The 16,336-nt window shown below is 75.0% G+C and carries 16 protein-coding genes and 1 pseudogene; 6 read left to right on the top strand and 11 right to left on the bottom strand.

What is annotated here, in order from left to right; translation table 11 throughout:
* Positions 1–72 precede the first annotated feature (72 nt).
* Positions 73–852 carry a bifunctional DNA primase/polymerase gene (locus tag ACIQKA_RS08275; protein ID WP_391092943.1) on the top strand — a complete coding sequence of 260 codons (780 nt, stop codon included), beginning with the start codon at positions 73–75 and terminating at the stop codon, positions 850–852.
* A 69-nt stretch (positions 853–921) separates the two neighbouring features.
* Here the strand turns inward: ACIQKA_RS08275 and ACIQKA_RS08270 are convergent, their stop codons facing one another.
* The 4 genes and pseudogenes from ACIQKA_RS08270 to ACIQKA_RS08255 all read right to left on the bottom strand — a co-directional run bounded on the left by ACIQKA_RS08270 (position 922) and on the right by ACIQKA_RS08255 (position 3,809).
* Positions 922–1,950: a hypothetical protein gene (locus ACIQKA_RS08270; protein WP_383151329.1), complete on the bottom strand. Its 1,029-nt coding sequence runs from the start codon at positions 1,948–1,950 to the stop codon at positions 922–924.
* Entirely contained in the window at positions 1,907–2,842 is a 936-nt protein-coding gene (locus ACIQKA_RS08265) for an FTR1 family protein (protein WP_402540426.1), read from the bottom strand. Before ACIQKA_RS08265 ends, ACIQKA_RS08270 begins: the two co-directional genes overlap by 44 nt.
* 146 nt (positions 2,843–2,988) lie before the next feature.
* Positions 2,989–3,231: pseudogene (locus ACIQKA_RS08260) on the bottom strand (hemin ABC transporter ATP-binding protein); the annotation flags it as partial.
* Positions 3,232–3,533: 302 nt separating this feature from the next.
* Complete coding sequence (locus tag ACIQKA_RS08255; RefSeq protein ID WP_402540425.1) at positions 3,534–3,809, bottom strand: hypothetical protein; 276 nt, start codon at positions 3,807–3,809, stop codon at positions 3,534–3,536.
* Between the two features lie 137 nt (positions 3,810–3,946).
* Here ACIQKA_RS08255 and ACIQKA_RS08250 point away from each other — a divergent pair, with 137 nt between their 5' ends.
* Entirely contained in the window at positions 3,947–4,615 is a 669-nt protein-coding gene (locus tag ACIQKA_RS08250) for a PhzF family phenazine biosynthesis protein (RefSeq protein ID WP_383431106.1), read from the top strand.
* Between the two features lie 22 nt (positions 4,616–4,637).
* Here ACIQKA_RS08250 and ACIQKA_RS08245 read toward each other — a convergent pair whose 3' ends face one another.
* The gene (locus ACIQKA_RS08245; RefSeq protein ID WP_383151334.1) at positions 4,638–5,288 is read right to left on the bottom strand and encodes a heme oxygenase (biliverdin-producing); all 651 of its coding nucleotides are present in this window, start codon (positions 5,286–5,288) and stop codon (positions 4,638–4,640) included.
* Positions 5,289–5,414: 126 nt separating this feature from the next.
* Positions 5,415–6,272 carry a type I methionyl aminopeptidase gene (gene map, locus ACIQKA_RS08240; RefSeq protein ID WP_383151335.1) on the bottom strand — a complete coding sequence of 286 codons (858 nt, stop codon included), beginning with the start codon at positions 6,270–6,272 and terminating at the stop codon, positions 5,415–5,417.
* A gap of 59 nt (positions 6,273–6,331) precedes the next feature.
* On the opposite strand from map, the gene ACIQKA_RS08235 reads away from it, so the two are divergent.
* Positions 6,332–6,565, top strand: a complete 234-nt coding sequence (locus tag ACIQKA_RS08235; protein WP_383151336.1) for a hypothetical protein — start codon at positions 6,332–6,334, stop codon at positions 6,563–6,565.
* A 212-nt stretch (positions 6,566–6,777) separates the two neighbouring features.
* Here the strand turns inward: ACIQKA_RS08235 and ACIQKA_RS08230 are convergent, their stop codons facing one another.
* Positions 6,778–8,091 (bottom strand): MFS transporter, encoded by a 1,314-nt coding sequence (locus tag ACIQKA_RS08230; RefSeq protein ID WP_383151337.1) that lies wholly within the window; start codon positions 8,089–8,091, stop codon positions 6,778–6,780.
* 81 nt (positions 8,092–8,172) lie between these two features.
* Positions 8,173–8,775 carry a hypothetical protein gene (locus tag ACIQKA_RS08225; RefSeq protein WP_383151338.1) on the bottom strand — a complete coding sequence of 201 codons (603 nt, stop codon included), beginning with the start codon at positions 8,773–8,775 and terminating at the stop codon, positions 8,173–8,175.
* A 105-nt stretch (positions 8,776–8,880) separates the two neighbouring features.
* Here ACIQKA_RS08225 and npdG point away from each other — a divergent pair, with 105 nt between their 5' ends.
* Both npdG and ACIQKA_RS08215 read left to right on the top strand, forming a co-directional pair.
* A complete protein-coding gene (gene npdG, locus ACIQKA_RS08220) occupies positions 8,881–9,594 on the top strand; it encodes an NADPH-dependent F420 reductase (RefSeq protein WP_383151340.1) in 714 nt (237 codons plus the stop codon).
* Between the two features lie 47 nt (positions 9,595–9,641).
* Positions 9,642–9,884, top strand: a complete 243-nt coding sequence (locus ACIQKA_RS08215) for a hypothetical protein (RefSeq protein WP_383151341.1) — start codon at positions 9,642–9,644, stop codon at positions 9,882–9,884.
* Positions 9,885–9,899: 15 nt separating this feature from the next.
* Here the strand turns inward: ACIQKA_RS08215 and ACIQKA_RS08210 are convergent, their stop codons facing one another.
* Positions 9,900–10,694, bottom strand: coding sequence for a site-2 protease family protein (locus ACIQKA_RS08210; protein WP_402540421.1), 795 nt, complete (start codon positions 10,692–10,694; stop codon positions 9,900–9,902).
* A 405-nt stretch (positions 10,695–11,099) separates the two neighbouring features.
* Between ACIQKA_RS08210 and ACIQKA_RS08205 the strand changes: the two genes are divergently transcribed.
* Positions 11,100–14,408 carry an AfsR/SARP family transcriptional regulator gene (locus tag ACIQKA_RS08205; RefSeq protein ID WP_402540420.1) on the top strand — a complete coding sequence of 1,103 codons (3,309 nt, stop codon included), beginning with the start codon at positions 11,100–11,102 and terminating at the stop codon, positions 14,406–14,408.
* Between the two features lie 24 nt (positions 14,409–14,432).
* Here ACIQKA_RS08205 and ACIQKA_RS08200 read toward each other — a convergent pair whose 3' ends face one another.
* Together ACIQKA_RS08200 and ACIQKA_RS08195 are read right to left on the bottom strand one after the other, a co-directional pair.
* Positions 14,433–15,302, bottom strand: coding sequence for an ABC transporter permease (locus ACIQKA_RS08200; RefSeq protein ID WP_383151344.1), 870 nt, complete (start codon positions 15,300–15,302; stop codon positions 14,433–14,435).
* On the bottom strand, positions 15,299–16,291 hold the full coding sequence (locus ACIQKA_RS08195) for an ATP-binding cassette domain-containing protein (protein ID WP_383431116.1): 993 nt from the start codon (positions 16,289–16,291) through the stop codon (positions 15,299–15,301). Before ACIQKA_RS08195 ends, ACIQKA_RS08200 begins: the two co-directional genes overlap by 4 nt.
* Between the last annotated feature and the right edge of the window lie 45 nt (positions 16,292–16,336).

Raw genomic sequence — 16,336 nt, 5'->3', positions numbered from 1 at the left:
GTCACCCGGGGCGCAGGATGGTGGGACCATGGGCAGAGCCGAACGGGCGAGCGCGAGGTTGTGAGGGGATAGATGGGCGACGGCATCGGCCGCTACCGCGGCACGGAGAGCAGACTCGCACAGTGGCTGCGCAGGCGCCCCAAACGCAGCGCGGCCGAGGACGAGAACGACCGCGAGAAGCTGCTCCTGGCCGTCGCCGCAGCCGGTCTGCCCCTGGCCCCCGCCGCGTACCCCGTCGGCTACAGCTGTTCCTGCGAGCGGATCGGCTGCCCCACCCCCGCCCGGCACCCCGTCTCCTTCGCCTGGCAGACCCAGTCGACCACCGACCAGGGCCAGATCGAGCGCTGGGCGCGCAACGAGCCCCGGGCGAACTTCGTCACCGCCACCGGCATGGTCCACGACGTGCTCGACGTGCCGCTGGCCGCAGGCCGGGCCGCGCTGGAGCGCCTCCTCGCCGAGGGCGTCGAGGTCGGCCCCGTCGCCCAGTCACCGGCCGACGGCCCCGACGGCGGACGGATGCTCTTCTTCACCGCCACCCGCGGCACCCCCGAGGACGAGGACGAGTGGTGGCCCTGTGAGCTCGACTGCCACCCGGAGACCATGGACGAGCATCCGGGGCTCCGCTGGCACTGCCGCGGCAGCTACGTCCTCGTCCCCCCGGCCCGGCTCCCCGGCGACGAGGACGCCCACCCGGTGGTCGCCTGGGTCCGCGGCCCCGAGCACCCGCTGCCCGACCCGCTGAACCTCCTGGAGACCCTCCAGGACGCCTGCGCCCGCCACGCGGCCGCGCGCGGGGCGGACGGCGACGGCGGACACGCGGCCCACGAGATCGCCTGGCCGCTGACCCGTTGATCTTCCGACCCGCCGACCCGCCGACCCCGGTCGAAGCGCCGGGGCGGGTAGGGAGGCGCGGCCGGAGCGTTACGAGCCCACCGCGCCCACCACGCCCTGGAGCCGGGCCGTGACCACGACCCCGTCCCGGTCCGTGCCCGCCGGCCCCACCAGCACCGACTGGCTGGACACCCACTCCCGGGTGACCGTGTTCTTCACCTCGCCGGTCATCAGCGCCTTCACGTCCCCGGGCACCTTGGGCCGGTAGCCCGGCGCCGCCGTCTGCCGCTCGAAGTAGCGGGTCGCGAAGAAGACCAGCGCGCCCCCGTCCCGGGTCCGCAGCCCCAGCGGCGCGAAGTCCCCCCGGTCGGCGACCCGGTCCGCGTACTGGGTGGCCAGCCCCGGCCGCGCGGCGGCCCTCGCCCGCTGCGCCCGCCACCCACTGGTGTGCGGACCGGCCGCGAACGCCCCCGGCTCCCCGTCCTTCAGGTACGCGACGTACTCCGCCCCGAGCTTCCCGGGCGCGACCGCCAGCGCGTCGCTGTCCGCGGCGACCGGCACCGCGTACCCCTCCTCCTCGGCGAAGTCCGGCACCTCGGTCGCCCGGAGGATGCCGAGGTAGGCCGCCTCCCAGCGCTCCTGGGGGCCGTTGCGCACGAAGACGAGCAGCCAGCGCTGGTCCTTGGACCCCTGGTCGACGTCCCGGTTGGAGTCGGCGTCCGCCACGAACCAGCGCGGCCAGCCCGCCTTGCGGGGCAGCAGGAAGCGCGCGTCCGTCAGCTCCAGCGGCCGGTGCTCCTTGTTGCCGCCCGGGTCGGTGACCGCACGGGCGCGCAGCCCCGCCTGGTTTATCTCCCCGAGCGGTCCGGTGACCCGGTCCGCGTTCAGGGACGGGTCGTTGGCCTCGTCGGCGCGGTTGAAGGCGCTCGTGAACTCCGCCACGGCCTTCGCCGCCTCGGCCTCCGTCGCCGGGGGCAGCAGCGCCAGCTCGCCGTGCACCGTCACGCAGCCGCTCGCCGCCAGTGCCAGGGCGGTCACGGCCGCCGTCGCCGCGAGCAGCCTCACCGGCCGCCGCTCACGAGGTCGTCCCGGCGCTCGCCCCACCCTCAGCCTGCTCATCGGTCGCCTTCTGCTTCTTCACCCGCGCGGACGGACCCGACCCTATCGGGGACAGGAACAGCGCGAGCGCCAGGACCGGATACAGCGCCCACACCGTGACCTGAAGGACCGTCGGGTCCGGCTGGAAGGCGAGCGCCCCGCCGAGGAACGTGCCGGACCAGCCGTCCGGCGGGACCGCCGACGAGACGTCGAAGGCCGTGTCCGCGAGGCCGCCGAGGAGGCGCGCCTCCTGGAGGTCCCGCACGCCGGACGCGAGGACTCCGGCCGTCATCACGAGCAGCGCGGCGCCGGTACGGGCGGAGGGCCCCGCCCGACCGGTCCGCACGGCGACCCGGTGGAGGAGCCAGCCCAGGAGGGCCGCGGTGAGCAGGCCGAGGAGGACCCAGGTCAGGGGCTCGAACGAGCCGCCGGCGCTGCTCGGCGAGGCCGCCCGCACCGACGACCACACGAAGGGCGCCGTCTCCGGGCCCTCGCGGCCCACCGCCAGGAAGGCGGTGACGGCCGACACGCCCGCCCCGGCGCCGAGCGCCACCTCTCCCGCGCCCGTCCCCGCACCGGACGCCGAACCCTCCGCCCCCGCACCGGACGCCGAGCCCTCCGCCCCCCGGAGCGCCGCGCGCCCGGTCCGGAAGACCGTCCGGGTCAGCAGGGCCGCCGCGGCGATCGACAGCGTGCCGGCGATCAGCTCCCGCGCTTCGGGGGTCGGTTCCCGGGGGCCGAACTCCAGGGCGGCGCCGAGGGCGAGGGAGACGCCGACGGCCGCGCCGGCGCCGGCCAGGACCGGCCCCGCGGCGTTCCGGCGCCCGCTCCCCGCCAGGTGCGCGACGAGGACGAAGACGATCAGACCGGCCTCCAGGCCCTCGCGCAGGCCGAACAGATAGGTGCCGAGCACGGCTCTCCCCTCCCGGTGTCACGCGTACGGGGCCCGGCCCCGCCGGACACCCCGGTCGCGGCCGCCCGTGCCGCCGCCGAACGAGTATCCCCGGCGGAGGCCCGCGCGCCGGGCCCGGATCGGGGCCGACCGTGACCGACGGAGCGTCAGGAACGCTTCGGGGAAGGCGGACCGCCCGCGTCCGGGTGCCGCACGGGCACGACGAGGGGGACGCCGGTCCGGGGGTGCGGGAGCACCTCCACCGGCTGCCGGTGGACCCGGCTCGGGAGCTCCTCGCCGAGCACCTCCGCAGGGGGCCCGTCCACCGCGATCCGGCCCTCGTGCGGCACCCCGACCCGGTCGGCGTGGGCGGCCGAGCCCACGAGCCCGGAGCCCACGGCGACGACGGAGCCGACCAGCCCGGCCCCCACGACCACCGAACCCACCGGCCCCGCGCCGACCGGCGGTCCGGCCCAGGTCGCCAACGGAAAGCTCACCCGGCGCGTGAAGGAGAGCCGGCGGCGGTACGCGGGCGGGTTCTGCGGCGGTGGGGTCACCGCTTCCGAGTGCGCGAAGAAGAACGGCGCGGCCCACGGCTTCGGCTTCGTCGAGGCCGACCTCGACGCCGAGGCCCGCGAGGCCGGGGCCGTCCTCTCCGGCAGGCTCGCCCTCGTCTGCGAGGCGCACGGCATCCAGTGGACCGTCGCCGACCTCAGGGCGGGGCGAGGGCGACCGGCACCGCCGGCACCCTCACCGCCGACGTCGCCTCCGCCACCGGCACCGAGAGGGACGTCGCCCTCGTCGACCCGGACCTGCCGAAGGCCGACCGGGCCGCGAGGGGCGGCGTCGTCACCCCCGCGGACGTCCCGGCGGAGCCGACCGAGGCCGGCTCCGCCGGCTTCTGCGCCCCGGGCGGCCGGGGCGGCTGCCCGGCGGGCACCGCGAGGGACCCGGTGACCGCCTCCTTCTCGCTCGACCGGGAGGCCACGCCGCCCCGGCCGCCGGCGGCACCTCCGGCTCGGGCGGCAGCGGCTCCACCGGCGATGACGGCGGCTCGTCCACCACGGGCGCCGGCGGCACGGCCGGTGGGCCCGCCCCCTTGCGGACGAGTGGTTGAATTCCGCCATGAACACGACCGCCACTGACATCGACGTCCTGCGGGTCTTCTGCGCGGGCGACGGCCGGTACGGCAACCCCCTCGGGGTCGTGCGCGACGCCCGTACCCACCCCGACGAGTCCTCGCGGCAGGCGCTCGCCAAGGAACTCGGCTTCAGCGAGACGGTGTTCGTGGACGACCCGGAGCGCGGGCTCGTCGACATCTACACGCCGGGCCTCCGGCTGCCGTTCGCCGGGCACCCGCTCGTCGGCGCGGCCTGGCTGCTCGACCTGGAGGTCGTCCACCCGCCGGCCGGCGAGGTGTGGGTGCGCGGCGACGGGGAGTTCACCTGGATCGAGGCGCGCGCGGAATGGGCCCCGCCCCGCACCCTGCGCCGGTACGCCTCCGCCGCCGAGGTGGAGGCCCTGGAGGTGCCGGAGCCCGGCGAGTGGGTCTACGCCTGGGCCTGGGAGGAGGAGGCCGCCGGGCGGATCAGGGCGCGGGCCTTCCCGGGGCGCGGCGACGGCATCGACGAGGACGAGGCCACCGGCGCGGCGGCGCTGCTCCTCACGGCGGAGCTGGGACGGGCCCTGAACATCACGCAGGGCCGGGGGTCGCAACTGCTGACCGCCCCCGGCCCCGACGGCATCGTGGAACTCGGCGGACGCGTCCGCCTGGAGGGCACGCTCACGCGCTGACCCTCCCGCACGGACCACCGCGTCACGCGCTCAGCGGGAACTCGCTCCCGAGCTGGTGGAAGACCGCGCTGTTGAAGGCGAAGGCGCGCTTGCACTCGTCGACGATCCGCTGCTTCTCCAGGTCGTCGGCGTTCACCCCGTCGAGCAGCTCCCGGTACGCCCGCTTGAACGCGGCCGGGTTGGAGATCTCCTCGAAGACGTAGAAGCGGACGCCGTCGCCCTTGCGCGCGAAGCCCCAGGTGCGCTCCGCCCTGTCGCGGATGATCTGGCCGCCCGACAGGTCGCCCAGGTAGCGCGTGTAGTGGTGCGCCACGTAGCCGGCGGGCCAGTCGCGGGCGCACTCGGCGACCCGCTCGGCGTACGCCGTGGTGGCCGGCAGCGGCGAGACGCCGTCCTGCCAGCCGGGGCCCCGCAGATGCGCGAGGTCCTGCTCCAGGGCGGCCGTGCGGAACAGCTCGGGCTGTATGAACGGCCCGGCGACCGGGTCCCCGCGCAGCGCCTCCGCACCCTCCTCCAGGGCCCGGTACACGAACCAGAGCTGCTCCGTGTAGCGGGCGTAGGCGTCGACGCCCAGGCGCCCGCCGAGGAGGTCACCCATGAAGGACGACGTCTCCGCCTCGGTGTGCTGCTCGTGCGACGCCGTGCGGATGAGCGTCGAGAAGGGGGTGTCCAAGGCGTGCCTCCGGGACCGATGGGACGGGAACCAGTGACGATCCTGCCGAGTTAGGCTTACCTAAGTCAACTGGTTCCCGACGTCCTGTCGGCAAAAGGGCTACCCACTTCCCGGGGCGGGGCAACGTCAGGGCAGGGTCAGGATCTCCGCCCCGGTCTCCGTCACGACGAGGGTGTGCTCGAACTGGGCCGTCCGCTTGCGGTCCTTGGTCACCACGGTCCAGCCGTCGTCCCACATGTCGTAGTCGTGGGTGCCGAGCGTCAGCATCGGCTCGATGGTGAAGGTCATGCCGGTCTTGATCTCGGTGGTGTGGTGCGGGGAGTCGTAGTGCGGCACGATCAGGCCGGAGTGGAAGGACTCGTTGATGCCGTGCCCGGTGAAGTCGCGCACGACCCCGTAGCCGAACCGCTTGGCGTACGACTCGATGACCCGCCCGACGATGTTGATCCGGCGGCCCGGCTTCACCGCCTTGATCGCCCGGTTCAGGGCCTCCCGCGTCCGCTCCACGAGCAGCCGCGACTCCTCGTCGACGTCGCCGCAGAGGTAGGTGGCGTTGTTGTCGCCGTGGACGCCGTTGACGTAGGCGGTGACGTCCAGGTTCACGATGTCGCCGTCCCGCAGCACCGTGGAGTCCGGGATGCCGTGGCAGATGACCTCGTTGACCGAGGCGCACAGCGACTTCGGGAAGCCGCGGTAGCCGAGGGTGGACGGGTAGGCGCCGTGGTCGCACATGAACTCGTGCGCCACCCGGTCGAGCTCGTCCGTGGTGACGCCGGGGGCGATGTGCTTGGCGGCCTCCTCCATCGCCCGCGCGGCGATGCGGCCGGCGATCCGCATCCGCTCGATCGTGTCGGAATCCTGCACCTCGGGCCCGGTGTACGGGGTCGGTGCGGGCTTCCCGACGTACTCGGGGCGGCGGATGGAACCCGGAACGGAGCGGTGGGGGGAGAGCTCCCCCGGTACGAGAAGCGACTGGCCAGACATGTCAGCGAGTGTAACGACCGGGTCTGGGGCACCATGATCCTCGGAGGAAGGAGCCGACGATGGCCCTGTTCAAGAAGAGCACCGCGGGCAAACCGGGCGAGTGGTACTACTGCCTGGAGCACAAGAAGGTCGAGGAGGGCCCCGAGTGCCCCTCGAAGAACCGTTTCGGCCCGTACACCACCCGTGAGGAGGCCTCCCACGCCATGGAGACCGCCCGCGAGCGGAACCTGGAGTGGGAGACCGACCCGCGCTGGCACGACGCCGGCGGCAAGAGGGACGAGAGCCCCGAGTAGGCGGCACGGGGCTCCCGGGCCCACCGCGCCCCGGAGCCCCCGGCCCGCTAGGGCCTGTCCGGCGGATCACGGCCGGGGCCGCGTCGCCTGGCACGGCACCTCGCCGCGTTGCCGAAACGTCCCGATAGCTCCGCTATCGAACCGCTCCGGCGCCTTGCGAGCCACCGCACCAGACGCCGCGTCCTATCCGACCCTGATCCGCCGGACAGACCCTAGGCGGTGTCGGCGGCCCCCGCGCGGGCCTTCTCCGCCGCCTCCTGCTGCGCCCTGCGCCGCAGCGAGTCCGCGTCGGTCTCGGAGTCGTACGCCAGGAGCTTCGGCAGCGCCATGCAGAGCAGGCCCACCGAGGCCACGCAGGCCACGCCGCCGGTCCAGACCGCCGTCCGGGTGCCGGTCCAGCCCGCCATCACGCCCGCCCGCACCTGGCCGAGCTGCGGGCCGACGCTGTAGGAGAGCACCTCGATGCCGGCGAGCCGGCCGCGCAGCTCCTCCGGGATCGTCTGGTTCCAGATGGTCGAGCGGCCCAGACCGCTCAGCATGTCCCCGGCGCCCGCGAAGGCCAGGCAGAGCAGCACCAGCCACACGTTCCCGAACCAGCCGGCCGCCGCGATGGCCAGGCCCCAGCCGGCCGCGCCGCCGGCCACGAGCAGCCCGTGCCGCCGCACCTTCGAGGTCCAGCCGCTGGTCAGACCGAGGAGCAGCGAGCCGACCGAGCCCGCCGCGTACATCAGGCCCAGCGACCAGTCCGCGTCCAGTTCGTCCGCGAGGAACGGGAAGATCGCGTTCGGGAAGGCGAAGAACATCGCCGCCAGGTCGACCGCGTACGTGCCGAGCAGCACCGGCCGCGACCAGGCGTACCGCGCCCCCTCCGCGATGCCCCGCAGCGACGGCTTCTCCGCGTCGTGCGCGGGCGGCGCGGGGGAGAGGCGCCGGCACATCAGGACCGAGACCGCGAAACCGCAGGCCGTCACCGCGTACGCGGGCGCGTGCCCCGCGAACGCCACGACCAGGCCCGCGATCGAGGGGCCCGCGATGGCGCCCATCTGCCAGCGCAGCGAGTTCAGGGCGGCCGCCGCCGTCTGGTGCTCGTGCGGCACGATCCGCGCGAACAGCGAGTCGAGCGCCGGCCGCTGGAGCCCCGCGAGCGCCGAGACGCCGGCCGCGACCACGTACAGCGGCCAGAGCATCGGCTCCGGCAGCACCGCGTTGACCAGCAGGACCACGGCGAGCGCGCCGAGGCCCGCCTCGGTCCACAGGATCACCCGCCGCCGGTCGACCGCGTCCGCGAGCGCCCCGCCGTACAGGCCGAACACCACGAGCGGCACCAGCTCGACCGCGCCCATCGCCCCGACCGCGAGCGGCGAGTTCGTCAGCTCCTTGATCTGGAGCGGCAGGGCGACCATCGCCATCGCGCTGCTGAAGAACGTCACGAGCCCCTGCACCCACAGGAGCCGGAAGTCGCGGGAGGCGCGCCACGGCGCCGTGTCGGGCAGGAGGGCGGAGAGCTTCGAGAACGCGGGGGGCACGAAGGGTCATGTTCCGTCCGGAAGGTGCCGAAGGCAACCTGATTATCGGTGGGCTCCGCCGGCCGTCCGGGCGCGGGCCGCTCACCACCGCTGCGGCGGCGGGGCCGTCAGCCGGTCCACGAGGTCCGAGAGCCGGTCCCGGAAGCGGCGGTTCCCGCGCGGCGACGGCAGGCTGTTCTCCCCGGCCGCCGCGCTCACCAGGTGCTGCACCGTCTCCAGGTCCACCCCCGACCCCTCCGCCACCGCGAGCGCCTCGTGCGCGAGCCCCCGCACCTCCGGGTCTCCCCCGTCGAGCGTCAGCACCGTCGCCCCCGCCCGCCGGGCGTCGTGCACCCGCTGGAGCAGCCCCGCCCCCGGCCGCTCCGGCGCCACCACCAGCAGCGTCGCCCCCCGCCCCGCCGACTCCAGCCGCCCCGCGCCCACCGACAGGTGCGCCGGACCGCCCGGCCGCACCCGGTGCCGCACCAGCGTCGGCGCCAGCTCCGGAAGCCCCGACCAGACGGACTCGTCGACCAGGTGCGCCGCCAGGTGCCAGGGCTCGTACTCCTCCGTGCCGACCAGGAGCAGCCCGCCCCCGCGCGGGACCACCGCGCCCCGGAGCGCCCCCGCGAACCGGCGGACCTCCCCCGGCCACTCCGTCCCGGCGAGCACTTCCCGCAGCAACGCGACCCGTACGGCATCCATGCGGACGCATCCTGTACGACGCCGGGCCCCCGCGCGGCCGAACGCCGGTGGATCACCCGTACGGGAAGCGGCCCGGCGGTCCGACCGGTCGGTAATGTCGGGGCCATGACTTCCTCCAGCGCACCCCAGGACCCCACCGCCAAGGCCCCCAAGGACCCGTGGGACCTCCCCGACGTCTCCGGCCTCGTCGTCGGCGTCCTCGGCGGCACCGGCGAACAGGGCCGCGGCCTCGCCCTCCGGTTCGCCCTGGCCGGCCAGAAGGTGATCATCGGCTCCCGCGCCGCCGACCGCGCCCGGGACGCCGCCGCCGAGCTCGGCCACGGCGTCGAGGGCGCCGACAACGCCGAGACCGCCCGCCGCAGCGACGTCGTGATCGTCGCCGTGCCGTGGGACGGCCACGCCGAGACCCTGGAGTCGCTGCGCGAGGAGCTGGCCGGAAAGCTCGTCGTGGACTGCGTCAACCCGCTCGGCTTCGACAAGAAGGGCGCCTACGCCCTGAAGCCCGAGGAGGGCTCCGCCGCCGAGCAGGCCGCCGCGCTCCTCCCGGACTCCCGGGTCACCGCCGCCTTCCACCACCTCTCCGCCGTCCTCCTCCAGGACACCTCCCTCGCGGAGATCGACACCGACGTGATGGTCCTCGGCGAGGAGCGCGCCGACGTGGAGATCGTCCAGGCCCTCGCCGGCCGCGTCCCCGGCATGCGCGGTGTCTTCGCCGGCCGGCTGCGCAACGCCCACCAGGTCGAGTCGCTCGTCGCCAACCTGATCTCGGTCAACCGCCGCTACAAGGCCCACGCGGGCCTCCGGATCACCGACGTCTGAGGCCGCCCGGGCCGGTGGGGCGAGCCGGAGAACGGACGCTTCCGGGCATGGGGGACACTGGACGGGCACCGCAACACGCCGTACCCGGACAGGAGCCGACCCCCATGCCCCGCCTCGCCCTCTACGCCCTCGTGGTCTGCGCCCTGGCCGTCGCCGCGGCCGTCGTCTCCTTCGTCCAGGGCAGCTTCCTCGGCATCGTCTGGGTCCTCCTGGCCGGCCTCTCCTCCAACATGGCCTGGTACTACCTCCGCCGCGCCAAGGTCGAGCGGGAAGCCGCCGCACGGGGCTGACCCGCCGGACACGTCCTAGACCCCGCAGAACTCCGGCGTCCCCTCCCAGAACCGGAAGAGCTGCGAGCCGCAGTACCGGCTCAGCTCCGGCACCCCGAGGGACCGCATGAGCGCGTCGACCGCGTCGAAGAAGGCGCCGTTGACCGCCGGGACGAACAGCAGCGCGATCACGACGAAGAAGCCGTACGGCGCGTACGGCTCGATCTGCCGCTTGACCTTGTACGACAGCCAGGGCTCCACCACGCCGTAGCCGTCGAGCCCCGGCACCGGCAGCATGTTCAGGAGCGCCGCCGTCACCTGGAGGAACGCCAGGAACGCGAGCGCGTACCGGAAGGCCGGCGGCACGCCGTGCAGCGCGTCCAGCCAGAACGGGGCCGTGCACACGAGCGCGAAGAGCACGTTCGCCAGCGGGCCCGCCGCCGAGACCAGGCTGTGCTTCCAGCGGCCCTTGATCCGTCCCTGCTCGATGAAGACCGCGCCGCCCGGCAGGCCGATCCCGCCCATGATCACGAAGAGCACCGGGAGCACGACGCTCAGCACCGCGTGCGTGTACTTCAGCGGGTTCAGGGTCAGATAGCCCTTCGCGCCCACCGTGACGTCCCCGCCGTGCAGGGCCGTCCGGGCGTGCGCGTACTCGTGCAGGCAGAGCGACACCACCCACGCCGAGGTCACGAAGAGGAAGACCGCCAGACCGGGCAGGGCGGCGAAGTCCGTCCACACCGCCCAGCCGGTGACGGCCATGACGGCGAGGATCGCCAGGAAGACGGGGCTGATCCGCCGTTCGTGGCTCCGGGTGGTGGCCGTGGTCATCGCGGGGGCTCCCAGGGGACGGGGGAAGGGGGACGGGAAGGCTGGTGTGCGGGAAACGTACCGGGCCCCGGCCCGGTTCCGGGGACGGCCCCGGTTTCGGGGACGGCCCCGGTTTCGGGGACGGCCCCGGTTTCGGGGACGGCCCCGGTTTCGGGGGTGGCCCTGCTTCCGGGGTGGTTCCTCGCTCCCGGAGGGCGGTCCCGCTTCCGAGGCGGCTCCCCGCCTCCCCGCCTCCCCGCCTCCCGGCCGCGCAGGCGCGGGTCCGGGGGCCCGGCCGGACGCCGGGGTCCGACGGGGTCCGGGGTCCGACGGGGTCCGGGGTTCCGGGCCGGGCTCCGGGCCGTCCGCCGGCCCGGACGGCTCCCCGCCGGGAGCGGGGGCCGGGCGCTCACGGAGAATGGGCCCGTGCGCTACTCCGTCCTCGGCCCCACCCTCGCCCACGCGCCCGACGGCACCGACGTGGCCGTCGGCGGCCCCCGGGTCCGCGCGCTGCTCGCCGTCCTCGCCCTGCGGGCGGACCGCCCCGTGCCCGTGCGGGACCTCGTGGACGAGGTCTGGCACGGCGACGAGCCGCCCGCCGACGCGGTCGCCGCGCTCCAGGCCCTGGTCGGACGGCTGCGCAGGGCCGTCGGCCGGGACCGGGTGGTCTCCGGCGAGGGCGGCTACCGCCTCGCCGCCGCCCGGGACGACGTCGACCTGTACCGCTTCGAACGGCTCGCCCGCGAGGGCGCCGCCGCGCTGGACGCCGGGGACGCCGCACGGGCCGCCGCCCTGCTCGACGAGGCCCTCGGGCTCTGGCGCGGCCCCGCCCTCGCCGACCTGCCGGACCGGACCGCCGAGGCCGCCCGCTGGGAGGCCCGCCGCCTCGACGCCCGCCGGGCCCGGCTCGACGCCGCCCTGGCCCTCGGCGACGCGCCCGCCGCCCTCCCCGAGCTGACCGCCCTCTGCGCGGCCCACCCGCTGGACGAACCCCTCCAGGCCCTGCGGATCCGCGCCCTGCGCGACACGGGCCGGGCGGCCGAGGGGCTCGCCGCGTACGAGTCGGTGCGCCGCGCCCTCGCCGAACGCCTCGGCACGGACCCGTCCCCGGCCCTGCGCGCCCTCCACGCGGAACTGCTCGCCGGGGAGGCACCGACGGCGACGGCCACGGCGAAGCCGGAGCCCGCCCCCGCCCCCGTCCCCGGCAACCTGCGCGCGCGGCTCACCAGCTTCGTCGGCCGCGACGAGGAGATCACCGCCCTCCAGGAGGACCTGCGGGCGGCCCGGCTCGTCACCCTGCTCGGGCCCGGCGGCGCCGGGAAGACCCGGCTCTCGCAGGAGGCCGCCGAGCGCGGCTCCGGAGCCTGGCCCGACGGCGTCTGGATCGCCGAACTCGCCCCCGTCACCGCCCCGGAGGCCGTCCCCGAGGCCGTCCTCGCGGCCGTCGGCGCCCGCGAGACCGTCCTGCGCGGCGCGGGTGCCGAGGAGCTGCGGACCGGGAACGACCCCCTCGCCCGGCTCGTGGAGCACTGCGCCGGGCGCCGGATGCTGCTGCTCCTCGACAACTGCGAGCACGTGGTCGGTGCCGCCGCCGAGCTGGCCGAGGCCCTGCTCGCCCGCTGCCCCGAGCTCCGGATCCTGGCGACGAGCCGCGAGCCGCTGGGGGTGCCGGGGGAGGTGGTGCGGCCGTTGGGTCCGCTGCCGGCGGGGACGGCGCTGCGGTTGCTGGGGGAGCGGGGGGCCGCGGCGCGGCCGGGGTTCGCGGTGGAGGAGGACCGGGCGGCGGCGGAGGAGGTGTGCCGCCGGCTCGACGGACTGCCGCTGGCGATCGAGCTGGCGGCGGCGCGGTTGCGGATGCTGTCGCCGCGGCAGATCGCGGACCGCCTGGACGACCGCTTCCGGCTGCTGACGGCGGGGGCGCGGACGGTGCTGCCGCGGCAGCAGACGCTGCGGGCGGTGGTCGACTGGTCGTGGGACCTGCTCGACCGTCCGGAACGGGCGGTGCTGCGGCGGCTCGCGGTCTTCACGGGCGGTTGCGACCTGGCGGCGGCGGAGGCGGTGTGCGCCGACGGCGGCGGGGCCGGGGACGTGCTGGACGCGCTCGGGGCGCTGGTGGACAAGTCGCTGGTGGTGGCGTCGCCGGGCGGAGAGGGAATGCGCTACCGGCTCCTGGAGACGGTGGCCGAGTACGCGCGGGAGCGGCTGACGGAGGCGGGGGAGCGGGCGGAGGTGGAGCGGCGGCACCTGGCGCACTACCGGGAGCTGGCCCGGCGGACGGATCCGGAGCTGCGCGGGCCCGGCCAGGTCGCCGCCATCGCCCGCTTCGGGACCGAGTACGGCAACCTCCGCACCGCCCTGCGCCGGGCCGTCGACGCCCGCGACGAGGACGAGGCCCTCGTCCTCGTCCACTCCCTGCTCTGGTACTGGCAGTTGCGCGATCTGCGCACCGACGCCCTGTACTGGGCCGAGGCCGCCTCCGCCCTCGGCCCCGACCCGTTCGCGCCGCCCGCCGCCCCCGTCGTCCCCCTGTACGAGCCGTGCACGGCCGCTCCGCCGCCGCTCTCCGAGGAGCAGCGCCGGGAGGCCCGGCGCGGGGTCCGGCTCGTCGAACTCATCAACATGAGCCACGAGACCGGCCGCTGGACCACCCCCGAGGGCGTCCGGCGGCTGCGCGAGATGACCGCCGGGTACGACCCCGGCCTGCCCCAGTCCTGCCGGCTGCCCGGCTCCTTCGCCGTCTTCGCGGTCCTCCTCATCGGGGAGGCCGGCCGGCTCGGCGAACTGCTCGACGCCACCGTCGAGGCCTGCCGCCGCTACGGCTACGACTGGGACCTCGCCAACATCCTCCAGCTGCGCGCCAACATGCTCGCCAACCGGGGCGACCGGGCCGCCGAGGCGATCGCCGACGCCGACGAGAGCCTGGAGATCTTCGAGCGGTTCGGCGATGCCTGGGGCGCGGCCGAGGCGCTCTCCTCCCGCGCGGAGGCCGAGGAACGGCTCCTCGACTTCGAGGCGGCCGCCGCGGACTTCACCGCCGCCATCGGCCACGCCGAACGGATCGGCGCCCAGGCGCAGGTGCTGCTCCTGCGGGCCCGGTACGCCGGCACGCTCGTCGAGTCCGGACGGCCCGCCGAGGGCGAGGCGATCCTCCGCGAGATCCTGGCCGACGACCACGGTCTGGGCCACGAACCCCGCGTCGGCGCCCGGATGTTCCTCGGCGTGGCACTCGGTCGCGCGGGACGCACCGACGAGGCGCGCGCGCACCTCCAGGAGCTCCTCGGGGAGTTCGACTCGGACACCCTCGCCCTCTTCAAGGGCTTCACCCTCGGCGTCCTCGGCTGGCTCGACGTCCTGGACGGGCGGTACGGCTCCGGGCTCGCCCTCGCCAGGGAGGCGTACGAGAGCTCCCTCGGCCCGCTGTCCATGATGATCGGCCCGCAGATGCCGGCGGTGCACCTGATCATCGCCGCCTGGGCGCTGGCCGGACTCGGCGGACCGGAGGCGCGGACCGGCGCGGTGCTGCTCGGCGCCAGGGACGGACTGCTCCCGCCGGGGCACCTGCCGCCGCCGACCGAGCGGGAGCAGCTGGAGCGGGCCACCGCGCTCGCCCGGTCCGTGCTCGGCGACGCGGAGTTCGGGGCGGCACGCGCCGAGGGCGACGGCCTCTCGCTGGAAGAGGCCGCCGCCCTGCTCGGCCGCGCCGCCGACGCGATCAGGGAGCGCGCCGAGTCCTGACCCCTCCCGGGGACGTCCCGCGACTCAGGTCTTGTTGCGGAACTTGGCGACCGCGATCGGCGCCGTGACGACCGTGATCAGCACCGACCAGCCGAGGGTCATCCACACCGAGTGGGCGACCGGACCGCCGTTGACGAGGTTGCGCGCGGCGTCGGCGAGGTTGGAGAGCGGGTTGTAGTCGGTGAAGGCCTCCAGCCAGCCGGGCATCGAGGTCGGCGGGGCGAAGATCGACGAGCCGAACTGGAGCGGCATCAGGACCAGCATCGCGACGCCCTGGACCGCCTGGCTCGTCTTCATGGTGAGGCCGAGCAGGATGAAGATCCACATCAGCGAGGCGCCGAAGACCATCGACAGGCCGATCGCGGCGAAGAGGTCGAGGACCGAGGTCTTGATCTCCAGACCGAGCAGGAAGCCCATGCCGAGCAGGATCGCGGTGGCGATCAGCATCCGGCCGACCTCGACGACGATCTTGGCGATCAGGACGGAGGACCGGGCGATCGGCATCGTCCGGAACCGGTCCATGACCCCCTTCTTGAAGTCCTCGTTCATCCCGGTTCCGACGGCCATGGCGATGTTCATGCCCATCATCGCCATCAGGCCGGGCGTCACGTAGTTCACGTACGCGTCGTTGTTGCCCTTGCCGGCGATCGCGCCGCCGAAGACGTACACGAACAGCAGGATGAAGATGATCGGCATCAGGACGGCGTCGAACATCGACTCCGGGTCCTGCTTGATCTGGAGGGCGTTGCGCCGGGCCAGGGCGCCGATGTGGCGCAGGTTGGCCCGCAGGCCGATCCGGCCCTCGCCGGGCAGCGCCCGCGCCGGCCCCGTGCCCTCGTCCGGGCCGCCGACGGGGGTCTTGGAGAGCGGTGTGGTCGTGGTGGCGGTGCTCATGCGGCGACCTCCTCGGGAAGCGCGTCGGACACGGTCGTCTTCTGGCCGGTGATCGCCAGGAACACCTCGTCCAGGCTGGGCAGGTGGGTGCCGATGTGGGCGATGCCGAAGCCGCGCGCGCCCAGCAGGGCCACGACGGCGGTCAGCTGCTCGTCGGCGAGGATCGGCACGTACAGCGCGCCCTCGTCGGGGACGACGGTCGCGCCGGCGACCCCGTCGAGGCCGGTCTCGCGGAGCGCGGCGGCCATGGCGGTCAGGTCGGCCGGGTCCACCGGCCGCACCTTCAGGGTGCGGCCGCCGACCCGGGCCTTGAGGTCGTCGACCCCGCCGTTGGCGATGACCTTGCCGCGGTCGATGACGGTCAGCTCGCTCGCGAGCTGCTCCGCCTCCTCCATGTACTGCGTGGTGAGCAGGACGGTGGCGCCCTCGGAGACCATCCGCTTGACCTCGTCCCAGACCTCGTTGCGGGTGCGGGGGTCGAGGCCGGTGGTCGGCTCGTCCAGGTAGAGGACGGCCGGGTTCCCGATCATCGAGGCGGCCAGGTCGAGCCGCCGGCGCATGCCGCCCGAGTAGTTCATCGCGGGCCGCTTGGCGGCCTCGGTGAGCGAGAAGCGCTCCAGGAGCTCGTCGGCGCGGGTCCGGGAGTCCTTGCGGGAGAGGTCGAGCAGCCGCCCGATCATGTAGAGGTTCTCCCAGCCGGACAGCTTCTCGTCGACCGAGGCGTACTGGCCGGTGAGGCCGATGGTGCGGCGCAGCTGCCGGGGCTGGCGCACCACGTCGTAACCGGCGACGGTGGCGGTCCCGGAGTCCGGGACGATCAGGGTGGACAGACAGCGGACGAGGGTGGTCTTCCCGGCGCCGTTGGGGCCGAGGACCCCGAGGACCGTGCCCTCCCGGACGTCCAGGTCGACCCCGTCGAGGGCCTTCGTCTCGCCGAAGTGCTTCACGAGGCCCCGTACCTCGACGGCGTTGGTGTGTGATCGCGTCATGGGCACCAGTGGACCAGTCACCACCGACAACGCCCCTACAGACGG

Source organism: Streptomyces sp. NPDC092045 (genome assembly GCF_044756005.1).
In the GTDB taxonomy this organism is placed as follows: Bacteria; Actinomycetota; Actinomycetes; order Streptomycetales; family Streptomycetaceae; genus Streptomyces.
This window is presented reverse-complemented; position numbering and strand designations above follow the sequence as displayed.

Coding starts and splice junctions, on each gene's coding strand:
- ACIQKA_RS08275 (WP_391092943.1), top strand. CDS start 73: ATGGGCGACGGCATCGGCCGCTACCGCGGCACGGAGAGCAGACTCGCA.
- ACIQKA_RS08270 (WP_383151329.1), bottom strand. CDS start 1,950: ATGAGCAGGCTGAGGGTGGGGCGAGCGCCGGGACGACCTCGTGAGCGG.
- ACIQKA_RS08250 (WP_383431106.1), top strand. CDS start 3,947: ATGAACACGACCGCCACTGACATCGACGTCCTGCGGGTCTTCTGCGCG.
- map (WP_383151335.1), bottom strand. CDS start 6,272: ATGTCTGGCCAGTCGCTTCTCGTACCGGGGGAGCTCTCCCCCCACCGC.
- ACIQKA_RS08235 (WP_383151336.1), top strand. CDS start 6,332: ATGGCCCTGTTCAAGAAGAGCACCGCGGGCAAACCGGGCGAGTGGTAC.
- ACIQKA_RS08225 (WP_383151338.1), bottom strand. CDS start 8,775: ATGGATGCCGTACGGGTCGCGTTGCTGCGGGAAGTGCTCGCCGGGACG.
- npdG (WP_383151340.1), top strand. CDS start 8,881: ATGACTTCCTCCAGCGCACCCCAGGACCCCACCGCCAAGGCCCCCAAG.
- ACIQKA_RS08215 (WP_383151341.1), top strand. CDS start 9,642: ATGGGGGACACTGGACGGGCACCGCAACACGCCGTACCCGGACAGGAG.
- ACIQKA_RS08210 (WP_402540421.1), bottom strand. CDS start 10,694: ATGACCACGGCCACCACCCGGAGCCACGAACGGCGGATCAGCCCCGTC.
- ACIQKA_RS08200 (WP_383151344.1), bottom strand. CDS start 15,302: ATGAGCACCGCCACCACGACCACACCGCTCTCCAAGACCCCCGTCGGC.
- ACIQKA_RS08195 (WP_383431116.1), bottom strand. CDS start 16,291: ATGACGCGATCACACACCAACGCCGTCGAGGTACGGGGCCTCGTGAAG.